A 17,649-nucleotide genomic window follows, 5' to 3' on the forward strand; every position below is an offset into this window, starting at 1 on the left:
ACTCGCCCGCCGGCGCTTTCCCCCTGGCTCCTCGTGCGGAGAGGGCCGGGGTATGCCGCCCGCTCGCCCAGGCTTCACGCCATGGGTGGGCGGGCGGCACACATCTGCGCCGAGGTGGGGACCGGCGACCTCGCCGAGCTGAGGGTCAGCCCCGACTCAGCGGTCCGTGTCCCATCGGGCGCTCGCCCATGGAGGTGCCGCGACCCGGCATCATGCCGCTGCCCGAACCTGACCCGCCCGAACCGGATCCGGCGCCGGACATCCGGCTCGCGAACCAAGGGGAGTGCAGGTCGAGGTAGCGCATGTCCCGTACCTGGGCCATCTCCTGCTCGAACTCGGTGCGCTGCGGGTCGGGCATCTCCATCTGCTCACCCTTCCTCGCCTCGGCCTCGCTGCGGAAGGAGATCGTCTCGGTGAACCAGCCGTCCTCGTCGATGGCGATGGTGCCGCCGATGATCTCCGGTCGTGCCTCGTGGAGCATGTCCATCGGTTGCTCCATGAAGTGCCGGAACCGGTCGGGGTCCTCGAGCCGACCCTGGATGACCTGCACGAACCCGGCGTCGTCGGATCCGCCGTCGAGGAACATCAGCGAGTTGTCGCAGTCGTGGAAGCTGGCCTCCCCGTCGAAGCACTGCTCCATCCGGCTCCACCACTCGCCCTGCTCGGGCCTGGTCGAGTTCCTGGCCGCGGCCTCGCGGCTCTCGAACCGCACGACCGCCACGAACTCGTTGTCGTCCGTGATGCCGTAGGTCCCGCCGAGCCAGCCCTCGGCCTGCGTTCCGATCGTCTCGCGCCACTCGTCGCTGAGCCGGTGCATCTCGTCGGCGTCGCGACACCTTCCCTGGATGATCTGGATGAACACCTCAACCCTCCGCTCTGTTGAGGGCCGCTTCACACTGAAGTGGTCCGACTCTCGAAGTTACGCCGGGGGTCGGGCGCCGTCACCAGACATACCGGGCGGTGCGCCCAGCGGTCGGGTGGCGGGCCCCCGGGCAGTCGTTCCGGTGTCGCCAAACCCTTCCGGGGTCAGGCGAACAGCGCGCCGACGACCTCGCGGAAGGTCTGCGTGTGCAGGTCGACGTCGGCCCGGCTCGTCTCGGGGCACATCAGGGCCATGTTGTGGAACGGCGTCATCAGGATGCCCCGGTTGCACATCGCGAGGTGGAGGTAGGCATCCAGGTCATCGTCCGCAGCGGCGGCGGACTCCTCACCCGTCCGGGGTGCCGGCCGCGTGAAGCGGTACTCGGCGCGCGCCCCGAGCTGGCTGATCGACCACGGGACGTCGAGCTCGTCGAGCGTCGCCTGGACGCCGGCGGTAAAGGCCGTCGCCAGCTCGGTCATGTGGGCGAACGCCTCCTCGGTCAGCACCTCGCCGAGGGTGGCCCGCATCGCCGCGGTCGACAGCGCGTTGCCCGCGAGCGTGCCCCCGACGCCACCCACGTCGACGATGTCGGCGTCGCCGGCGTCGGTGTGGCGCGTCACCGCTGCGGCGAAGTCCCGGCTGATTCCGTAGGCGCCGCAAGGGATTCCGCCGCCTATCGACTTGCCGATGACGAAGATGTCCGGCTCCAGGCCCCACTCACGGGTGGCACCACCCCAGCCGGCCGAGAGGGTGTGTGTCTCGTCGATCATGAGGAGGGCGCCGTGGGTGGTCGCGAGCTCGCGCAGCCCGGCCAGGAAGCCGTCATCCGGCAGCACGATGCCGATGTTGGTCAGTGCGGGTTCAGTGAGGATCGCGGCCACGTCACCGTGCGCGAGGGCCGCCTCGACCGACGCGAGGTCGTTCCACGTCGCTACCCGCGTGGTGAGGTCGAGGTCGACCGGAGGAGCGACGTTCCCGGGACGGCTTTGGGCCTTGCCCTCGGGACCCGGAAGGGCGAACGCCTCATCGACCGAGCCGTGGTAGCAGTAGGCGAACACCAGCACCTTCGGCTTCCCGGTGGCGAGCCGGGCCAGCCGGATCGCCCAGCGGTTCGCGTCGGTGGCGGACAGCGTGAAGCTCCACAACGGCATACCGAACCGACGCTCCAGCTCGGCACCCACCCACTGGGCGTCCGCAGTCGGGAGCATCGTCGTGATGCCGCCCAGCTCGCCCGCACGACGCTGCACCGCAGCCACCATCGGGGCAGGGGAGTGGCCGGCCATGGCCCCGGTGTCGCCGAGGGCGAAGTCGACGTACGTGTGGCCGTCGACATCGGTGACCCTGTTGCCGGTGGCGCGGTCGAGGTAGAGGGGGAAGCCGCCGGACCACATGTTCATCCAGGTCATCGGCACCCGGCCGAAGAGGTTGGTCGCCTCCTCGAAGAGGGCGCGGCTCCCGGGGTGTTGCTCGGTGTATGCCGCCTGCTCACGCTGGAGGAGCTCCGAGAGGCGGGCGCGGTCGAGGTTGGCCATGGGCCCACGCTAGGACCGCGACTCGGCCGGTCGCAGGCGAGTGCGGATTCCGTTGCCGGGAGGGTCAGGCGTGGCGAGCGAGATTGCTCAGCCCTTGACGTAGGAAAGCTTCTCGCAGATGAGGCCATCCCGGAACCGGACGACGTCCACGCCGCGGACGTGACCCGGCGTGCCGTCCTCCCCGGTCCAGCCGTAGGACCAGCGGAACAGCGCGCGGTCGCCGGCGACGAACTGCTCCTCGGTCGTGAAGGCGGGGTCCGTGGTCTCGGCGAACATCTGCGCCCACACGGCGCGGACGGCATCGGCTCCCTCGTGACGGACACCGTCCGGTGCCGGGCCGGTGGCCTCGAAGACGCAGTCCGGTGTCATCTCGCGCAGGCAGGCGTCCACGTCGCCAGCACCGAAGGCGCGCAAGAAGCGGGCGGCGCAGGCATGGTTGGGACCCCACTCCGAGTCGCGCCCGAAGGTGGCCAGCAGGTCGCCCTGGGCCCCACTGTGGGAGATGGCCCGCGGTGCCACCGCTCCGGCGCTGCGGTACATCTCCTCGCGGTCGGCCCACCAGCCTGCGACACCGCTCACCAGGGCCGGGTCGAGCCGGCGCTCGGTCCCCGTCGCCGCCGACAGGTCCCAGGAGTGGACGAGGTGGTCGGCAGCCAGCTGCCACACGTACTCGGCCACGTCGGTGTCGCCGAAGGAGAGCGGCACCGTGCCGCCCTGGGGCAGGCGGGTGGCGACGGACGTGGTGGCTGCCTTCGCCGCGTCGATGGAGCTGGCGACCGGCGCGTCACCGAGCAGGTCGCCGTCCAGGCGGGTGCCGACCTCCTCGATGGTGCCGCCGTCCATGAGGGCAGCAGTCCACAGGTCCTCGCCCGTCACGTGGTTCACCAGGTCCCGGACGCTCCACTCGCTGCAGGGCGTGGGGGAGTCCCACTGGTCCTCACCGACGGCGACGACGACGTCGGCCCAGTGCTCGACGGTGCGGTGGTACAGCGCGTTGAGGTCCATCAGATCGCTCCGCTCTCCAGTGCCGTTCGGGTTGCCCGGACCCACCAGTCGAGGTCCGCCTTCTCCCGGGCCCGGGTCGCCGGGTCCGGGTGCTCGACCGCGTCGAGCGCCTTGTTCCACCCCAGCCAGACCATGGCCGACAGCAGGCCGAGGTGCATGGTCCGGTCGTCGCACGCAGGACCTGCCGCTGCGCGGTACCAGCCGATGAGGTCCTCCCGGGTCGCGTCGACGACCGAGGAGCACCCGGCGACGAACCTGGCGATGTCGACGGCGCCGGGGCCGGCCGTCGCCATCGCCCAGTCGATCAGGACGAGGTCGTCGTCGAGCGCCATGTTGACGGTGGCCAGGTCACCGTGGACGAGCGTGGTCGGTGCTCTCTCCATGGCGATGACAAGCGGCGTGGGGTCGTCGAGCAGAGCGAGCAGGGGATCGGCGATGTCGGCCGGGACCGCGTCCGCGAACAGCTCCCACCCACGTAAGGCCAGCCGCAGGAGCTCGACCTCCTCGACCGCCGCCTCGCGGATCCGCCGGGGCGTGAAGAGCGTCAGGACGAGGTCGAGCGGAGCCAGACCGGACGGTGCCTGGCCGAGGAAGGTGCGGTGGAGCGAGGCGACGGCCGTCATGACGCGTGCGGCCTGGTCGGCCGTGAGCCGGTCGTCCCACGTCAGGACGCGGTCGCCGAGGTCGCGCAGCACCAGGACCGTGTCGGCACCCTCGACCCAGCCGTCCACCACCGCGTGGCCCACACCAGGAGGCAGCCGGTCGAGAACGCCGTCGCGCCACAGGACGTACTCCTTGGACGGTCCGCCCCCGGTCAGGGCCAGGGTCACGTCGTGCTGGGGATCCACGCGTTTGACCACGAGCGCACGCCCGTCCCGGAGCCGGACCCGCTCGAGTCCGGCGCCGGACTTGCCCACGTGGTCCGAGACCACCGTGCGTTCCACGACGTCGCGCAGGACGTCGCCCGCTGCCACGACTCCACCGTGGCACGGCCAGCCGGGCCCCACCATGGCCCGATGGAGCCACTCGCCGGTTGGTGCCTAGGCTTGCCCCCATGGCCAGGCAGCGCGTTCCCGAAGGACCCCCACCCGCGCTGGCGGTGCAGAAGCTGCGGATCCGGTACGCGAAGCGGGGTCGGCTGCGGTTCTCCTCGACCCGGGACTTCCAGCGTGCCCTCGAGCGGGCCCTGCGACGGGCGGGTGTGCCGATGGCCTTCTCCGCCGGATTCCACCCGCACCCGAAGATCAGCTATGCCAACGCGGCACCGACGGGGACGGCAAGCGAGGCGGAGTACTTCGAGATCTCGGTGACCGAGCGGGTCGATCTGGACTCCGTCAGGCGGGCCCTGGACGAGGCCCTGCCGGAGGGGCTCGACGTGCTCGAGGTGGTCGAGGCGGCGCCCGGTGCGCTCGCCGACCGGCTGCAGGGCAGCGACTGGGTGATGGACTTCCCGGGGGTCACCAGAGAGCAGCTCCAGCAGGCCACGGACCAGCTCCTCGCGCTCGAACGGGTGGAGGTGACCCGCACCTTCAAGACCGGCCCGAAGACGTTCGACGTGAGAACGGCCGTCGTGTCGATGACCACCGAGCCGTCCGATCGCCCCGACTGTGCGATACTTCGGGTGGTTGTACGGCACACCACACCGGCCGTACGCCCCGACGACGTCCTGACCGCGCTGCGAGCAGCCACGGAGCTCACGCCACCGACACCACCCCTGGTGACCCGACTGGCGCAAGGCCCGCTGCGACCCGCAACCGCTGGGGTGGCTGATCCACTGGCTGCCGACAAGAACGACGACGGCGCCTGACTAGGTGCCGCGCGACCTGCGCGAGCCTCGACAGGCGTAGCCCAACCGACTTCCGTGTCGACGGCACCCGCCACCGATACGACGCAACACCGCGCACCACGTGGCCGATGGGAGAATCTCCGGATTCTCGGTGTGGCCTTCGCCCGTGGGTGACGGAAGGACGCCACGTGGCCTCCAACGAAGACCTGTTCACCGCAGACAACGCCTCGCAGGAGTCGGCCGCCGAGAGCGGCGAGAGCGCCCCGGCGCCCGCCCGCAAACGTGCTCGACGCGCGACCAAGAAGGCGTCCGCGCCGGCACCGGTCGAGTCGTCGGACTCGGCCTCCAGCGAGATCGCGCCGGACGCAGCCTCGGCTCCGGCCGACGCGGCTTCGGCCGACGCCGAGTCGGCCGACGCGCCCGCAGCGGCGAAGAAGCCGGCCAGGAAGGCCGCCGCCAAGAAGACCGCGAAGAAGGCCACCGCCAAGAAGGCGGCTCCGAAGAAGGCCGCCAAGGCGGCCCCGTCGGTCGACGACGAAGCCAGCCCGGAGGCAAGCGCCGACGCCGACGCCGACCTCAGCACGGACGCCAGCAGTGACGCTCCGCCTGCGGCTGCTGCCCCGAGGACCCGGTCCCGCAGGGCGAGTCGCGCCACGGCCGAGCCGGTCGTCGCCGAGCCCCTCGAGGTGCCTGAGGACGACGCCGCCGAGGACGGCGACGCCGAGGACGTGACGCCCGAGGACGAGGCTGCCGCTGAGGCAGCTGCCGCCGCAGCGCCCGCACTCGGAGTGCTGTTCCAGGCGCCCGACCCCACCGCCGCCCGTCCCACCCGCCGCCGCGCGGCCACGAAGGCCGCGGGCCCGCCCGTGGTCGCCGAGGCTGCATCCGTGGCCGAGCAGGAGCAGGCCGACGAGAGCACCGAGCAGGACCAGGCGGACGAGACGCCCGCCCCGCGGCGTCGCCGTGGCCGCGGTGCCAAGCAGGTCAGCGCCAAGCAGGACGGCGGCAGCGCCGACGCCGCCCAGGACTCCACCGGCTCCGAGGACACCTCGCAGGCCGACCGCGCCGAGGACTCGCAGGCCGGTGACGACGACTCCGACGGCGGCACCGACGGCGGTCGCCGCCGCCGTCGCCGGGGCGGCAAGGGCCGGGGCCGTGGCCGTGGCCAGTCCGACTCGCAGTTCGACTCCGAGGCAGGCACTGGTTCCGACGAGGACGACGACACGTCGTCCGACGGCCCGGACTCCGACGCGAACGACGACCAGGGCGGGGACGGCGACGCGTCGTCGAGCCGCCGTCGTCGGCGTCGCCGCCGCAGCGGCTCCTCGGCTGAAGGGGACGACCCGCCCGGCACCGTGACGCGGGTGCGTGAGTCGCGTCGCGACGAGCCGCAGAGCGTCAAGGGCTCGACCCGGCTCGAGGCCAAGAAGCAGCGTCGCCGCGAGGGTCGCGAGGCCGGCCGTCGCCGCACGATCATCACCGAGGCCGAGTTCCTGGCCCGTCGCGAGAGCGTCGAGCGGGTGATGGTGGTTCGCGAGCGCGAGGGCCGCACCCAGATCGGCGTGCTCGAGGACAACGTCCTGGTCGAGCACTACGTCTCCCGCGAGACCAACGCCTCCATGGCGGGCAACGTCTACCTCGGCCGGGTGCAGAACGTCCTCCCGTCGATGGAGGCCGCGTTCGTCGACATCGGCAAGGGCCGCAACGCCGTGCTGTATGCCGGTGAGGTCAACTGGGATGCCGCGGGCCTGGAGAACAACCAGCCCAAGCGCATCGAGAACGCACTCAAGTCCGGTGACACCGTCCTCGTGCAGGTCACCAAGGACCCCATCGGCCACAAGGGCGCCCGGCTCACCAGCCAGATCTCGCTGCCCGGCCGTTATCTCGTCTACGTGCCGGAGGGCTCGATGACGGGCATCTCCCGCAAGCTCCCCGACACCGAGCGGAGCCGCCTGAAGGGCATCCTCAAGGAGGTCGTCCCGGACAGCGCGGGCGTCATCGTGCGCACCGCCGCCGAAGGAGCCAGCGAGGAGGAGCTGCGTGCCGACGTCGACCGGCTCACCAAGACCTGGGACAAGATCAAGGGCAAGGCCGACTCCAAGGGCAAGGCCAAGGGCGGCTCACCGTCGCTCGTCCACGGCGAGCCGGACCTCACCGTCCGGGTCATCCGCGACGTCTTCAACGAGGACTTCACCTCCCTCGTGGTGGCCGGTGACACCGCCTACGGCGAGGTCAGCGACTACCTCGGCGACGTCGCCCCCGACCTCGCCGAGCGGCTCAAGAAGTGGACCTCCGAGGAGGACCTGTTCACCCACTACCGCGTGGACGAGCAGATCGCCAAGGCCATGGACCGCAAGGTCTGGCTGCCGTCGGGTGGCTCGCTGGTCATCGACCGCACCGAGGCCATGACGGTCGTCGACGTCAACACCGGCAAGTTCGTCGGCTCCGGGGGCAACCTCGAGGAGACCGTCACCAAGAACAACATCGAGGCCGCCGAGGAGATCGTCCGCCAGCTCCGGCTGCGCGACATCGGCGGCATCATCGTCATCGACTTCATCGACATGGTGCTGGAGAGCAACCGCGACCTCGTGGTGCGCCGCCTCCTGGAGTGCCTGGGCCGTGACCGGACCAAGCACCAGGTCGCCGAGGTGACCTCGCTCGGCCTGGTCCAGATGACCCGCAAGCGGGTCGGCTCCGGCCTGATCGAGGTCTTCTCCGAGAACTGCGAGCACTGCGGTGGCCGCGGGATCATCGTGCACGCCGACCCGGTCGACAGGCCCTCCGGCGGGGACAGCCGCGACGGTCGGGACAACCGCGACAGCGGCAGCCAGGGTGGCTCCGGTAGCCAGGGCGCCCGCGCCGGTCGCGGTCGTCGCGGGCGGTCCGGCTCCTCGGTCCCCGAGGCCGAGCCCGCGCCGCAGCACACCCACTCCGGTCCCACCCCGGCCCAGATCGCCGCAGCCGCGCACGCCGCCGCGCTCAAGTCGGTCGGTGACCACCACGACCACGCCGAGCACGATCACGCCGAGCACGATCACGCCGAGCACGATCACGCCGAGCACGAGTACCCCGAGGTCGCGCAGGTCGTCGCCCCGGACAGCGCCGACGTCGCAGCCCCCCAGGGCCTCGACCAGGAGCAGCCCGCCTCGGCGCCCGAGCCGGCACCGGAGCCCGCACCCGAGTCCCAGCGGGCGCCCGAGCCGATCCGTCAGCAGGCTCCCGAGCCCGTCGCCGCAGCACCCAAGCGGCGCAAGCGTGGCCGCGTCGTGGCCCCGGCCGGACCGCCCCGCGCGGTCCCCGGCGAGGCCGACGGCGGGCCCTCCGCAGCGGCGACGTCCGACCAGTCCTGAGCCGTGCGGCATACCGGTGGGTGACCTGCCGGTGTGCCGCACGACCGCCGGTTTGGTCGGCAAGGCACCTTGCCGGTAATCTTCAGCCTTGGTGCGCCCACCATCCGGCGTCCGCGCGAGCGGGTAGCTGTCGGCTGGTCCAGACAGAGAGCGCGTGCCGTTTCCGAAGTAGAAGAGAGTTCCACGTGTACGCGATTGTTCGCGCTGGTGGTCGCCAGGAGAAGGTTTCCGTGGGCGACGTCCTCATCATCGACAAGGTCAGCGGCAAGGCTGGCGACAGCATCGACCTGACCCCCTTGCTAGTTGTCGACGGCTCGACCGTGACCAGCGACGCTGCCAAGCTCGCCAAGGTCAGCGTCAAGGCTGAGGTCGTCAAGGCCGCCAAGGGCCCCAAGATCACGATCATGAAGTACAAGAACAAGACCGGCTACCGCAAGCGTCAGGGCCACCGTCAGCACCTGACCCAGGTCAAGATCACCTCGATCGACGCCTGAGTTTCGGACCAAGAACAAGACATAGGCAGGTACTGACATGGCACACAAGAAGGGTGCGTCCTCGACCCGCAACGGTCGCGACTCGAACGCACAGTTCCTCGGCGTCAAGCGCTTCGGCGGCCAGCTCGTGAACGCGGGCGAGATCCTCGTCCGTCAGCGCGGCACGCACTTCCACCCCGGCGAGGGCGTCGGCCGTGGCGGCGACGACACGCTGTTCGCGCTGGTCGCGGGCAACGTCGAGTTCGGCACGAAGCGTCGGCGCAAGGTCGTCAACATCGTTCCGCTGGAGACCTCGGACGCCAGCTGATCTTTCGGTATGCCGCGTGGTCAGCCACGTGACGCACCGCACCGGAGGGGGCGGGCCCGCAACGGGTCCGCCCCCTCCGCACGTCCCCGCCTAGAATCGAGGGCGGCCACCACCGCACAGCCGGCCACCTCCCACGGCGGCCACAGCCAAGAGAATTGAGAGCCCCATGACCACGTTCGTCGACCGCGTCGTGCTGCACGTCGCTGCCGGCGACGGCGGACACGGCGTGGCTTCCGTTAAGCGCGAGAAGTTCAAGCCGCTCGGCGGTCCCGATGGCGGCAACGGCGGGCGCGGCGGCAACGTCATCCTGCGCGTCGACCCGAACGTCACCACGCTGCTGGACTATCACCACCACCCCCACCGCAAGGCCACCAACGGCAAGCCCGGCGCCGGTGACGAGCGCAACGGCGCCGACGGTGGCGACCTCGTCCTGGCCGTGCCCGAGGGCACCGTCGTCAAGGACGGCAGCGGCGAGGTGCTGATGGACCTGGTCGGGCTCGACGGTGAGTTCGTCGTCGCCAAGGGCGGCCGCGGGGGTCTGGGCAACAAGGCGCTCTCCTCGGCCCGGCGCAAGGCGCCCGGTTTCGCCCTGCTCGGCGAGCCCGGCGACGCCCTCGACATCGTGCTCGAGCTCAAGTCGCTGGCCGACGTGGCGCTGATCGGCTTCCCGTCGGCGGGCAAGTCCTCCCTCGTGTCGGTGCTGTCCGCCGCACGTCCCAAGATCGCCGACTACCCGTTCACCACGCTGGTGCCCAACCTCGGGGTGGTGCAGGCCGGAGACGGCCGGTTCACCATCGCCGACGTGCCCGGGCTCATCCCCGGCGCGAGCGAGGGCAAGGGCCTCGGCCTGGAGTTCCTGCGCCACGTCGAGCGATGCTCGGTCCTCGTGCACGTGATCGACTGCGCGACCCTGGAGCCCGGTCGCGACCCGATGACCGACCTGGACGTCATCGAGCGCGAGCTCGCGCAGTACGTGCCGGACGAGACCCTCGGTGGGCGTCCGCTGGCCGAGCGCACCCGGATGGTGGTGCTCAACAAGTCCGACGTCCCCGATGCGCAAGAGCTGGCCGACATGGTCAAGCCCGACCTCGAGGCGCGTGGCATCGAGGTGTTCGTCGTCTCGGCAGTGGCCCACACGGGGCTGCGCGAGCTGACCTTCGCCATGGCTCGCCAGGTCAAGGCCGCTCGCGCCGAGATCGAGGCGGCCGCTGCAGCGACCCCGCAGCGCATCGTGATCCGGCCCAAGTCGGTCGACGACACCGGCTTCAAGATCATCCGCGAGAACACCCCCGACGGTGAGGTCTTCCGCATCGACGGCGAGCGTCCCACCCGCTGGGTCCGCCAGACCGACTTCGCCAACGACGAGGCCGTGGGCTACCTCGCCGACCGGCTCGGGCGGGCCGGCGTCGAGCAGGCGCTGTTCGCCGCCGGTGCGGTCGCCGGAGCCACCGTGCTCATCGGCCCGAAGGACGACGCCGTCATCTTCGACTGGGAGCCCACCCTCATCGCCGGAGCCGAGATGCTCGGTGCCCGTGGCACCGACCTGCGCCTCGAGCCCGAGGCCCGGCCCACCCGCGACGACAAGCGAGCCGACTACGCCGACCGCCGCGCGGCCAAGAGCGCTGCGCGCGCCGAGCTGGCCGCCGAGCGTCGGGCCGGCCACTGGGCCACGGCGAAGAACGAGGACACCGAGGAATGAGCGCGGCCGACCGCCGGGGCGACGTGGCTCGTGCCCGGCGCCTCGTGGTCAAGGTCGGGTCGTCGAGCCTGACCGACGGTGGGGGAGGCGCGCTCGACGAGCAGCGCCTGGTCGCCCTCGTCGACGTGCTGGCCACGCGACGCCTCACCGGCCAGCAGGTCGTGCTGGTGTCCTCGGGTGCCATCGCTGCCGGGATCGCACCGCTCGGGCTGACCAAGCGGCCGGGCGACCTCGCGACCCAGCAGGCGGCAGCCAGCGTGGGGCAGGGAGCCCTCGTCGCGGCATACCAGCGGGCCTTTGGCGCCCACGGGCTCACCGTCGGCCAGGTGCTGCTGACGGCCGACGACATGACCCGGCGCTCGCACTACACCAACGCCCGCCGCACCCTGGACCGGCTGCTCGAGCTCGGGATCGTGCCGATCGTCAACGAGAACGACACGGTGGCGACGCACGAGATCCGGTTCGGCGACAACGACCGCCTCGCCTCGCTCGTCGCGCACCTCGTGAACGCCGACGGACTGGTGCTGCTCACCGACGTCGACGCGCTCTACGACGGACCGCCCAGCCGACCAGGCACCAGGCGAGTGCCCACCGTCGTCGGCGGTGAGGGCCTGGACGCGATCTCGATCGGTGGCACCGGTTCGAGCGTCGGCAGCGGCGGCATGGTCACCAAGGTCGAGGCGGCCTCGATCGCGAACGCGGCCGGGATCACCACGGTGCTCACCAGCGCGACGCAGGTCGAGCAGGCGCTCGCCGGCGAGGACGTCGGCACCGTGTTCGTGCCCACCGGTTCTCGCCGTACGTCCCGCAAGCTGTGGCTGGCCCACGCCACCACCCCGATGGGTCGGCTGCTGCTCGACCCCGGCGCGGTCCGTGCCGTCACCGAGCGGCGCACCTCACTCCTTCCCGCGGGGATCACCGGGGTCGAGGGCACCTTCTCCGACGGCGACCCCGTGGACCTGTGCACCCCGGAGGGACGGGTGATCGGCCGCGGCCTGGTCAACTACACCTCGGCCGAGCTGCCCGGCATGCTCGGTCGCTCGACGCGCGAGCTGGCCAAGGAGCTGGGACCCGCGTACGAGCGAGAGGTCATCCACCGGGACGACCTCGTCATCCTCTGACTCGCCGACGCGAGGTGGGGCCCCGCCGAGCGCGGCGAGCCGAGCCCGACAACGAGAACGGCGGCCCCTCCGCCACAGGCAGAAGGGCCGCCGCTACGTCACGGCATCGCCGTCACGGGATGTTGACCGTGGTGTCGCCCGTCCCGATGTTGGCATCGGTCGCGGTGTCGCGACCCTTGCCACCGTCGAAGCGGTCGGCGCCGGTCCCGCCCGTGAGCTGGTCGTCGCCCCCGCCGCCCGACAGGGCGTCGTTGCCGGCGTCCCCGAACAGGGCGTCGTTGCCGTTGCCGCCGCAGAGTGCGTCGATGCCGTCGCCGCCGCGCAGGGTGTCAACACCGTTGTTGCCGATGATGACGTCGACACCGGCGCCACCGGTCAGGGTGTCGGCCTGGTTCGTGCCGACCCGCACCGTGAACGTCGTCGTCGAGCTGGCCGACCCGTCGCTCGCGGTCAGCGTGACGACGGCCGTTCCACTGCGCCCCGAGATACTCGTGACCGAGACGGTCCGGGTCGCCCCGGAGCCGGAGACCACGACGTCGGAGTGGCGAACCAACGCAGTGTTGGACGAGGACGCAGTCACGGTCGGGTTGGCTCCCTCGACGTCAGAGGTCGTCACCGAGAGCTGGCCCGCGGTGTCAGTGAGGCACGAGGCGGCGACGATGGCCACCGTCGGGGCGTCGTTGACGGGGGTGACGGTGATGCTGACCGTCGCCGGCGCGGAGGTGAGCGTCCCGTCGCTGACCGTGTAGGTGAAGCTGTCCGGACCCGAGTAGTCCCCTGCAGGGGTGTAGGTCAGGTTCGGGGCGGTGCCACTCAGCGTCCCGTGCGCCGGCGATGAAGTGACCGCGTAGGTCAGTGCGTCACCATCGGGGTCGGTCCCGTCGAGGGTGACCGCTGCGGCCGTGTCCTCGGGGGTCGTGACGGAGACGTCCTTGGCGCTGGGCGCCCGGTTGGGGGTCGTCAGCGCGAGGCCGATGAGCACCGGGTCGTGGTCCGACACCCGGTACTGGTCCGGCGCGTACAGCGACGCGACCTGGGCCGGGGTCTTGAAGTCCGTGTTGTAGTCCAGCACGGACGGCTCGTCGGAGTTGATGTGGTAGTCCGCGACCCCGGTCACCTGCGCGTCGAGCGACGCGGAGGCGAGGGCGTGGTCGAGGTAGCCCCACTGCCCGTCGAACGCGTACGAGTAGGCGTCCGCGCCGAGCCGCGACTTGACGAGGTGGACGAAGCCAGCATCCTCGAGGGCCTTGATCGGGTCCTCCATCGCGTAGGAGTTGTAGTCGCCGACGAGCAGCACGTCGCTGTCGCCCGTCTGCGTCGGGTTGGAGGCCAGCCACTGGGTGAGCTCGTGCACCGCGTTCAGGCGGACCTGGTTGCAGTTGCCCTGCCCATCACCCGCGTCGGGTGCCGTGCACGCGCTGCCCTTGCTCTTGAGGTGGTTCACGTTGAGGATGAACCGCTCGCCGCTGGCGTTCTCCTGGAAGGCCTGGGCGACCGTCGCCCGGTTGCGCGGCAAGGCGTCCCCACCGTTGACGAAGGCGTCGGTGTTGAGGACCGCGGTCGTGCCCACCGGGGTGACCTTGGCCGGCTTGTAGAGCACCCCGATCTTGATCGCGTCGCCGCCGAGGGCGTCGACCTGGCCGGTCCGGGCGTCGACGTCGACGTAGGCGTAGGAGCCTGCTCCGAGCCGCTCGTTCAGGTGGTCGACGAGGTGCGCGAGCGCGCTCGTCGGCCCGTAGCCGTCGTTCTCGATCTCGTTCACGCCGACGACGTCAGGGGCGAGTGCCTCGATGGCCGAGACGGTCTTGGGCCACTGCCGGTCGAACTCGGCCTGGCTGTCTGCTCCGCGGCACTCCATGACCGGGCCGGTGGTGCCGCCCTTGCAGGCCGTGGTGCCGAAGGTGTTGAAGTAGTTGAGCAGGTTCATGCCGACGGCCCTCAGCGAACCGCCGACGGCCGGGGGTGCGCTCGGTCGTGCGTTGGTCGGCTGGAAGTCCGGGGCACTCCCGCCCAGCGAGCCGAGCGGGCGGACGCGGTAGGCGTTCGGGCTCGCGGCGTTGCCGCCCCAGGTGTAGGTCAGGACGCCGCTCAGGCCGGTGACCGTGTCACCGCCGCGCAGCGTGTTGCTGGCCGAGAGGGGCTGTCCACCCCGCCCGAAGACGATCGGGTCGGTGTTCTGTGCCTGGTTGGCGTCGTCGAGGATGATCTTGCGCAGGTTGTTCTCCGCCTGGAGGGCGAGGGCCGGGGCACCGGGCGCGACGACGTTGGTCGGCTGCTGGAGCCGGCCACCGGCCGCGAGGGTGACCTGGCCGAAGCGGCCGAGCTGGAAGTGCTCGGTCACCGAGAGCTGCTGCGGGAAGGTGACGAGCATGCCCTCGTACCGCTCGAGCGTGTCTGGCGCGGCGACGGGCAGGGAGACCTCCGTGGGGGTGACGGTCCCGGTCGTGCCACAACGGGCGACGCCGGTCGTCGAGCTGATCTGGGTCTGGTCCTGGTTCTCAGTGGCTCCGCCGGTCACCTGGACGACATCGCCGACCGAGACCCGGTTCGCGTTGTCGCCCTCGAAGACGAAGATCGCGTCGGAGGTCGCTGCGTCGCCGTCGCCGGCATCCTGCAGGTAGAAGCCGCGCAGGTTCGGTGAGGCGCCCTCGTAGTCGCCGACGACGACTCCCTGGACGGTCACCTGGCCGGTGATGCCGGCGGGTCCGGCGGTCTGGACCGAACCGATGGTCTGGTCCGGCGTCGCGCAGGGGGCGATCGGCGTGACCGTCAGGGCGATCGCGCCGGAGCCGGTCCGGGCCTCGGCGTCGGTGACGGTGAACGGCAGGTTCTTGGCGCCGGTGGAGGTCGCGGCGTCGACGGTGGCGGAGACCGAGAAGATGCCGTCTCCGGCCGTGGCGTCGGGAGCGACCCCGTCATCGAGCAGGGTGGTCGTGGCGGAGCCACCGATGCCCGTCAGGTCGGCGCTCACCGCGAGGCCGGTGCTGTCCGGGTTCGTGCCCGGTGTCGTGTCGACGGTCAGGGTCGTCGTCCCACCCTGGATGACCGAGGCCGGGTCCGCAGCACCGGATCCGGAGGGGTTGGTGGGGGTGCCGCCGGGGACCCCGTGAGGGGTGATCGACACGTCGTCGATGGCCAGCCCGTCGTCGGAGCCGGTGACGTCCGTCGTGCTCCAGCGCAGGGCGACGGTTCCGCCGGCGGGCACTGACAGGTCACCGATGCTGCCGGCCACTGCGGCCTTGTTGGCGGCGGCGTTCCCGTCGAGCGCTCCGGCGGTGCCGCTCGTGACGCGAGAGAACGCGTCGAGGGTGCTGAGGGGGGTCCAGGTGCCGGTCGTCAGGCTGGTCGCGTCCGTGCTCATGGCGAACGCGAGTCGGTCGGTGCGCGGGGTCGTCGCGCCTCCGAACCGCCACTGCTCGCTGGCGAATGCGACGTCGAGGGAGGTGATCGTGCCGCCCGTACCGTTGGTGAAGAGGGCGCCGACGGTCGGGGAGTTGCTGCCGCTGTTCAGGCTGCCGAACGCGCGGTCGGTGGAGCCGGCAGCACCGAAGCTGTAGGTGTCACCGCCCGTGCTGGACCCGGTCCCGGTGGCGTACGACGTGTTGGCTGCCGTGCCCGACTCGACGAACGTCCAGCCGGCCGGGGTGTCGCTGGCTTCGGTTCCCGTGCCGCTCGAGAGGAGCGTGTCGAAGTTCTGGGTGTATGCCGTGTCGAGCCCGGTCAACGCCACGCTTCCCGTGGCGCTGGCCGGGGTCGCCACGGCGACCAGTCCGGTGGTGATGAGGGCACATGCTGTGCCTGCGCCGAGGGCGCGCCGGACGGATCGCGGGTCGATCATGGGGTCTCCTGAGCACTGAAGGTCTGCGGAATCGTCCAAGGGTGCACCCTCGGGCCGCGAAAGTCTGCCCCAAATCGAGTAATTTTTCGGGAACACCGGATGGCCGCGACGAATCCTTGCCTCAGGCGCCCAGTTGGTGCCCGAATGTGGCTCCGGCCACGCCCTCGTCGGCCGTCCCCCGGGTGGTCAGCGGCCCGGCCGGCGCTGCCAGAGGACGTTGACGAGCCGCCACGTGTCGCCGAACCTGCCGACATGCAGGTAGTCCATGTACACCGATGACCAAACCCGAACCGTCGCGATGTCGCCGTACGCGTCGAAGAGGTCCACGTCGTACGGCCGTTCGTAGCGCCGCCCACGCCCGGCACGAGTGGCGTCCACCATGTCGTCGCGGGAGATGGTGTCCACCACCGGGCCGTCGTCGGTGAGGTCCACCGAGCGCTTGACGAGGTCTGGATGCAGGCACCGAGCCATCCGCTCCGCATCGCCATCGAGCCACGACTCGATGTAGTCGGTGGCCGCACCGAGGATGAGCTCGCGGTCGTGGTCGCTGACCGGAGCCTCAGCCGCGGGTCGGTCCGGTCCTGTCATGCCTCCCATGGGTCGAGTGAACCATGGAGACCGGCCACCTGCCTGTGGTCGGGTCAGCGTAGCTGGCTGACCTCGAACTGCATCCTCGGCTGGGCCAGGGACTCCTGGCTCTGGACGAGCTGCAGCTCGCGCTCTCCGGAGTCGAGGGTGTTCTGCAGCAGGTCGAAGACGCTGCTCGATGTCCGCGCCAGGGCCACCGCCGGGTCGCCCGTCGACAGCAGGTGCGCGGTGAACAGGGCAGCGGTGACGTCGCCGGAGCCGTTGGCCTTCATCGCCAGTCGCGGGGTCTGGACGATCCAGGCCCCGGCATCGGTGACCGCCATCATCTCGATGGTGTCGGCCGGCGCGTCCGGGCGCTCGACGCTCGTGACCAGCACCGTGGAGGGGCCCAGATCACGCGCCAGTTCCACGGACGCCAGCGTCTCCTCGATGGTGTGCGGTTCGGTGCCGGTGAGGTAGCCGAGCTCGAACTGGTTCGGGGTGATCAGGTCGGCCGCGGGGACCACGCGTTCGCGCAGCAGGATGGGGATAGCCGGGTGGACGAAGCAGCCGCTCTTCGCGTTGCCCATCACGGGGTCGCAGGCGTAGATCGCGTCGGGGTTGGCCGCCTTGACCCGAGCGACGGCATCGAGGATGACGTCGCCGATGTCCTCGCCTCCCTGGTAACCGGACAGCACGGCGTCGACCCCCGCGAAGGCACCGCGCTCCTCGACACCCCGCAGGACCGCACGCACGTCGTCGGCGGGAAGCAACGGCCCGCGCCACTCGCCGTAGCCGGTGTGGTTGGAGAAGTGGACCGTGTGCACTGCCCACACCTCGACTCCGAGCCGCTGCAGGGGAAAGACGGCGGCGCTGTTGCCGACGTGGCCGTAGGCGACCGAGGACTGGATCGACAGGATGCTCACGCGAGTCATTCAACCAGTGCCCCTTCGGTGCGGTGGTGGCGCCGCTATGCCGTGCCCCTCAGGGCGGGGCACGGCATAGCGACCCGTGGAGGGGCCCACGACCTGCCATGTCGTCCGGGAGATGGGCGCCGTGGCCGCACGGCGGACGACGCGGCATACCCT

General features: G+C 71.0%; 13 protein-coding genes. 6 read left to right on the forward strand and 7 right to left on the reverse strand.

Annotated features, from left to right (window positions below; genetic code table 11):
* Window positions 1–145: 145 nt before the first annotated feature.
* The 4 genes from EAH86_RS13915 to EAH86_RS13930 all read right to left on the reverse strand — a co-directional run bounded on the left by EAH86_RS13915 (window position 146) and on the right by EAH86_RS13930 (window position 4,373).
* Window positions 146–862, reverse strand: coding sequence for a hypothetical protein (locus EAH86_RS13915; protein ID WP_194150782.1), 717 nt, complete (start codon window positions 860–862; stop codon window positions 146–148).
* A 164-nt stretch (window positions 863–1,026) separates the two neighbouring features.
* The gene (locus tag EAH86_RS13920; protein ID WP_140741714.1) at window positions 1,027–2,394 is read right to left on the reverse strand and encodes a transaminase; all 1,368 of its coding nucleotides are present in this window, start codon (window positions 2,392–2,394) and stop codon (window positions 1,027–1,029) included.
* Window positions 2,395–2,481: 87 nt separating this feature from the next.
* The gene (locus EAH86_RS13925) at window positions 2,482–3,399 is read right to left on the reverse strand and encodes a TIGR03086 family metal-binding protein (protein WP_140741716.1); all 918 of its coding nucleotides are present in this window, start codon (window positions 3,397–3,399) and stop codon (window positions 2,482–2,484) included.
* A complete protein-coding gene (locus EAH86_RS13930; protein WP_161988656.1) occupies window positions 3,399–4,373 on the reverse strand; it encodes a phosphotransferase in 975 nt (324 codons plus the stop codon). Before EAH86_RS13930 ends, EAH86_RS13925 begins: the two co-directional genes overlap by 1 nt.
* Window positions 4,374–4,453: 80 nt before the next feature.
* On the opposite strand from EAH86_RS13930, the gene EAH86_RS13935 reads away from it, so the two are divergent.
* From EAH86_RS13935 to proB, 6 genes are all read left to right on the forward strand, one after another.
* Entirely contained in the window at window positions 4,454–5,206 is a 753-nt protein-coding gene (locus EAH86_RS13935; protein WP_140741720.1) for a TIGR03936 family radical SAM-associated protein, read from the forward strand.
* 167 nt (window positions 5,207–5,373) lie between these two features.
* The gene (locus tag EAH86_RS13940; protein WP_241668368.1) at window positions 5,374–8,535 is read left to right on the forward strand and encodes an Rne/Rng family ribonuclease; all 3,162 of its coding nucleotides are present in this window, start codon (window positions 5,374–5,376) and stop codon (window positions 8,533–8,535) included.
* 185 nt (window positions 8,536–8,720) lie between these two features.
* Entirely contained in the window at window positions 8,721–9,029 is a 309-nt protein-coding gene (gene rplU, locus EAH86_RS13945; protein WP_140741724.1) for a 50S ribosomal protein L21, read from the forward strand.
* A gap of 37 nt (window positions 9,030–9,066) precedes the next feature.
* Entirely contained in the window at window positions 9,067–9,336 is a 270-nt protein-coding gene (gene rpmA, locus EAH86_RS13950) for a 50S ribosomal protein L27 (protein ID WP_140741726.1), read from the forward strand.
* Window positions 9,337–9,502: 166 nt separating this feature from the next.
* Window positions 9,503–11,035 carry a GTPase ObgE gene (gene obgE, locus EAH86_RS13955; RefSeq protein ID WP_140741728.1) on the forward strand — a complete coding sequence of 511 codons (1,533 nt, stop codon included), beginning with the start codon at window positions 9,503–9,505 and terminating at the stop codon, window positions 11,033–11,035.
* Window positions 11,032–12,156, forward strand: coding sequence for a glutamate 5-kinase (gene proB, locus EAH86_RS13960; protein ID WP_140741731.1), 1,125 nt, complete (start codon window positions 11,032–11,034; stop codon window positions 12,154–12,156). Before obgE ends, proB begins: the two co-directional genes overlap by 4 nt.
* Window positions 12,157–12,268: 112 nt before the next feature.
* Here proB and EAH86_RS13965 read toward each other — a convergent pair whose 3' ends face one another.
* The 3 genes from EAH86_RS13965 to pdxY form a co-directional block, all read right to left on the reverse strand.
* Window positions 12,269–15,994: an ExeM/NucH family extracellular endonuclease gene (locus tag EAH86_RS13965; RefSeq protein WP_277752339.1), complete on the reverse strand. Its 3,726-nt coding sequence runs from the start codon at window positions 15,992–15,994 to the stop codon at window positions 12,269–12,271.
* A 186-nt stretch (window positions 15,995–16,180) separates the two neighbouring features.
* On the reverse strand, window positions 16,181–16,591 hold the full coding sequence (locus EAH86_RS13970) for a nuclear transport factor 2 family protein (protein WP_140741733.1): 411 nt from the start codon (window positions 16,589–16,591) through the stop codon (window positions 16,181–16,183).
* Between the two features lie 44 nt (window positions 16,592–16,635).
* A complete protein-coding gene (gene pdxY / locus EAH86_RS13975) occupies window positions 16,636–17,487 on the reverse strand; it encodes a pyridoxal kinase PdxY (protein ID WP_140741735.1) in 852 nt (283 codons plus the stop codon).
* Between the last annotated feature and the right edge of the window lie 162 nt (window positions 17,488–17,649).

The organism is Pedococcus bigeumensis, assembly GCF_006438965.1.
Classification (GTDB): Bacteria; Actinomycetota; Actinomycetes; order Actinomycetales; family Dermatophilaceae; genus Pedococcus; species Pedococcus bigeumensis_A.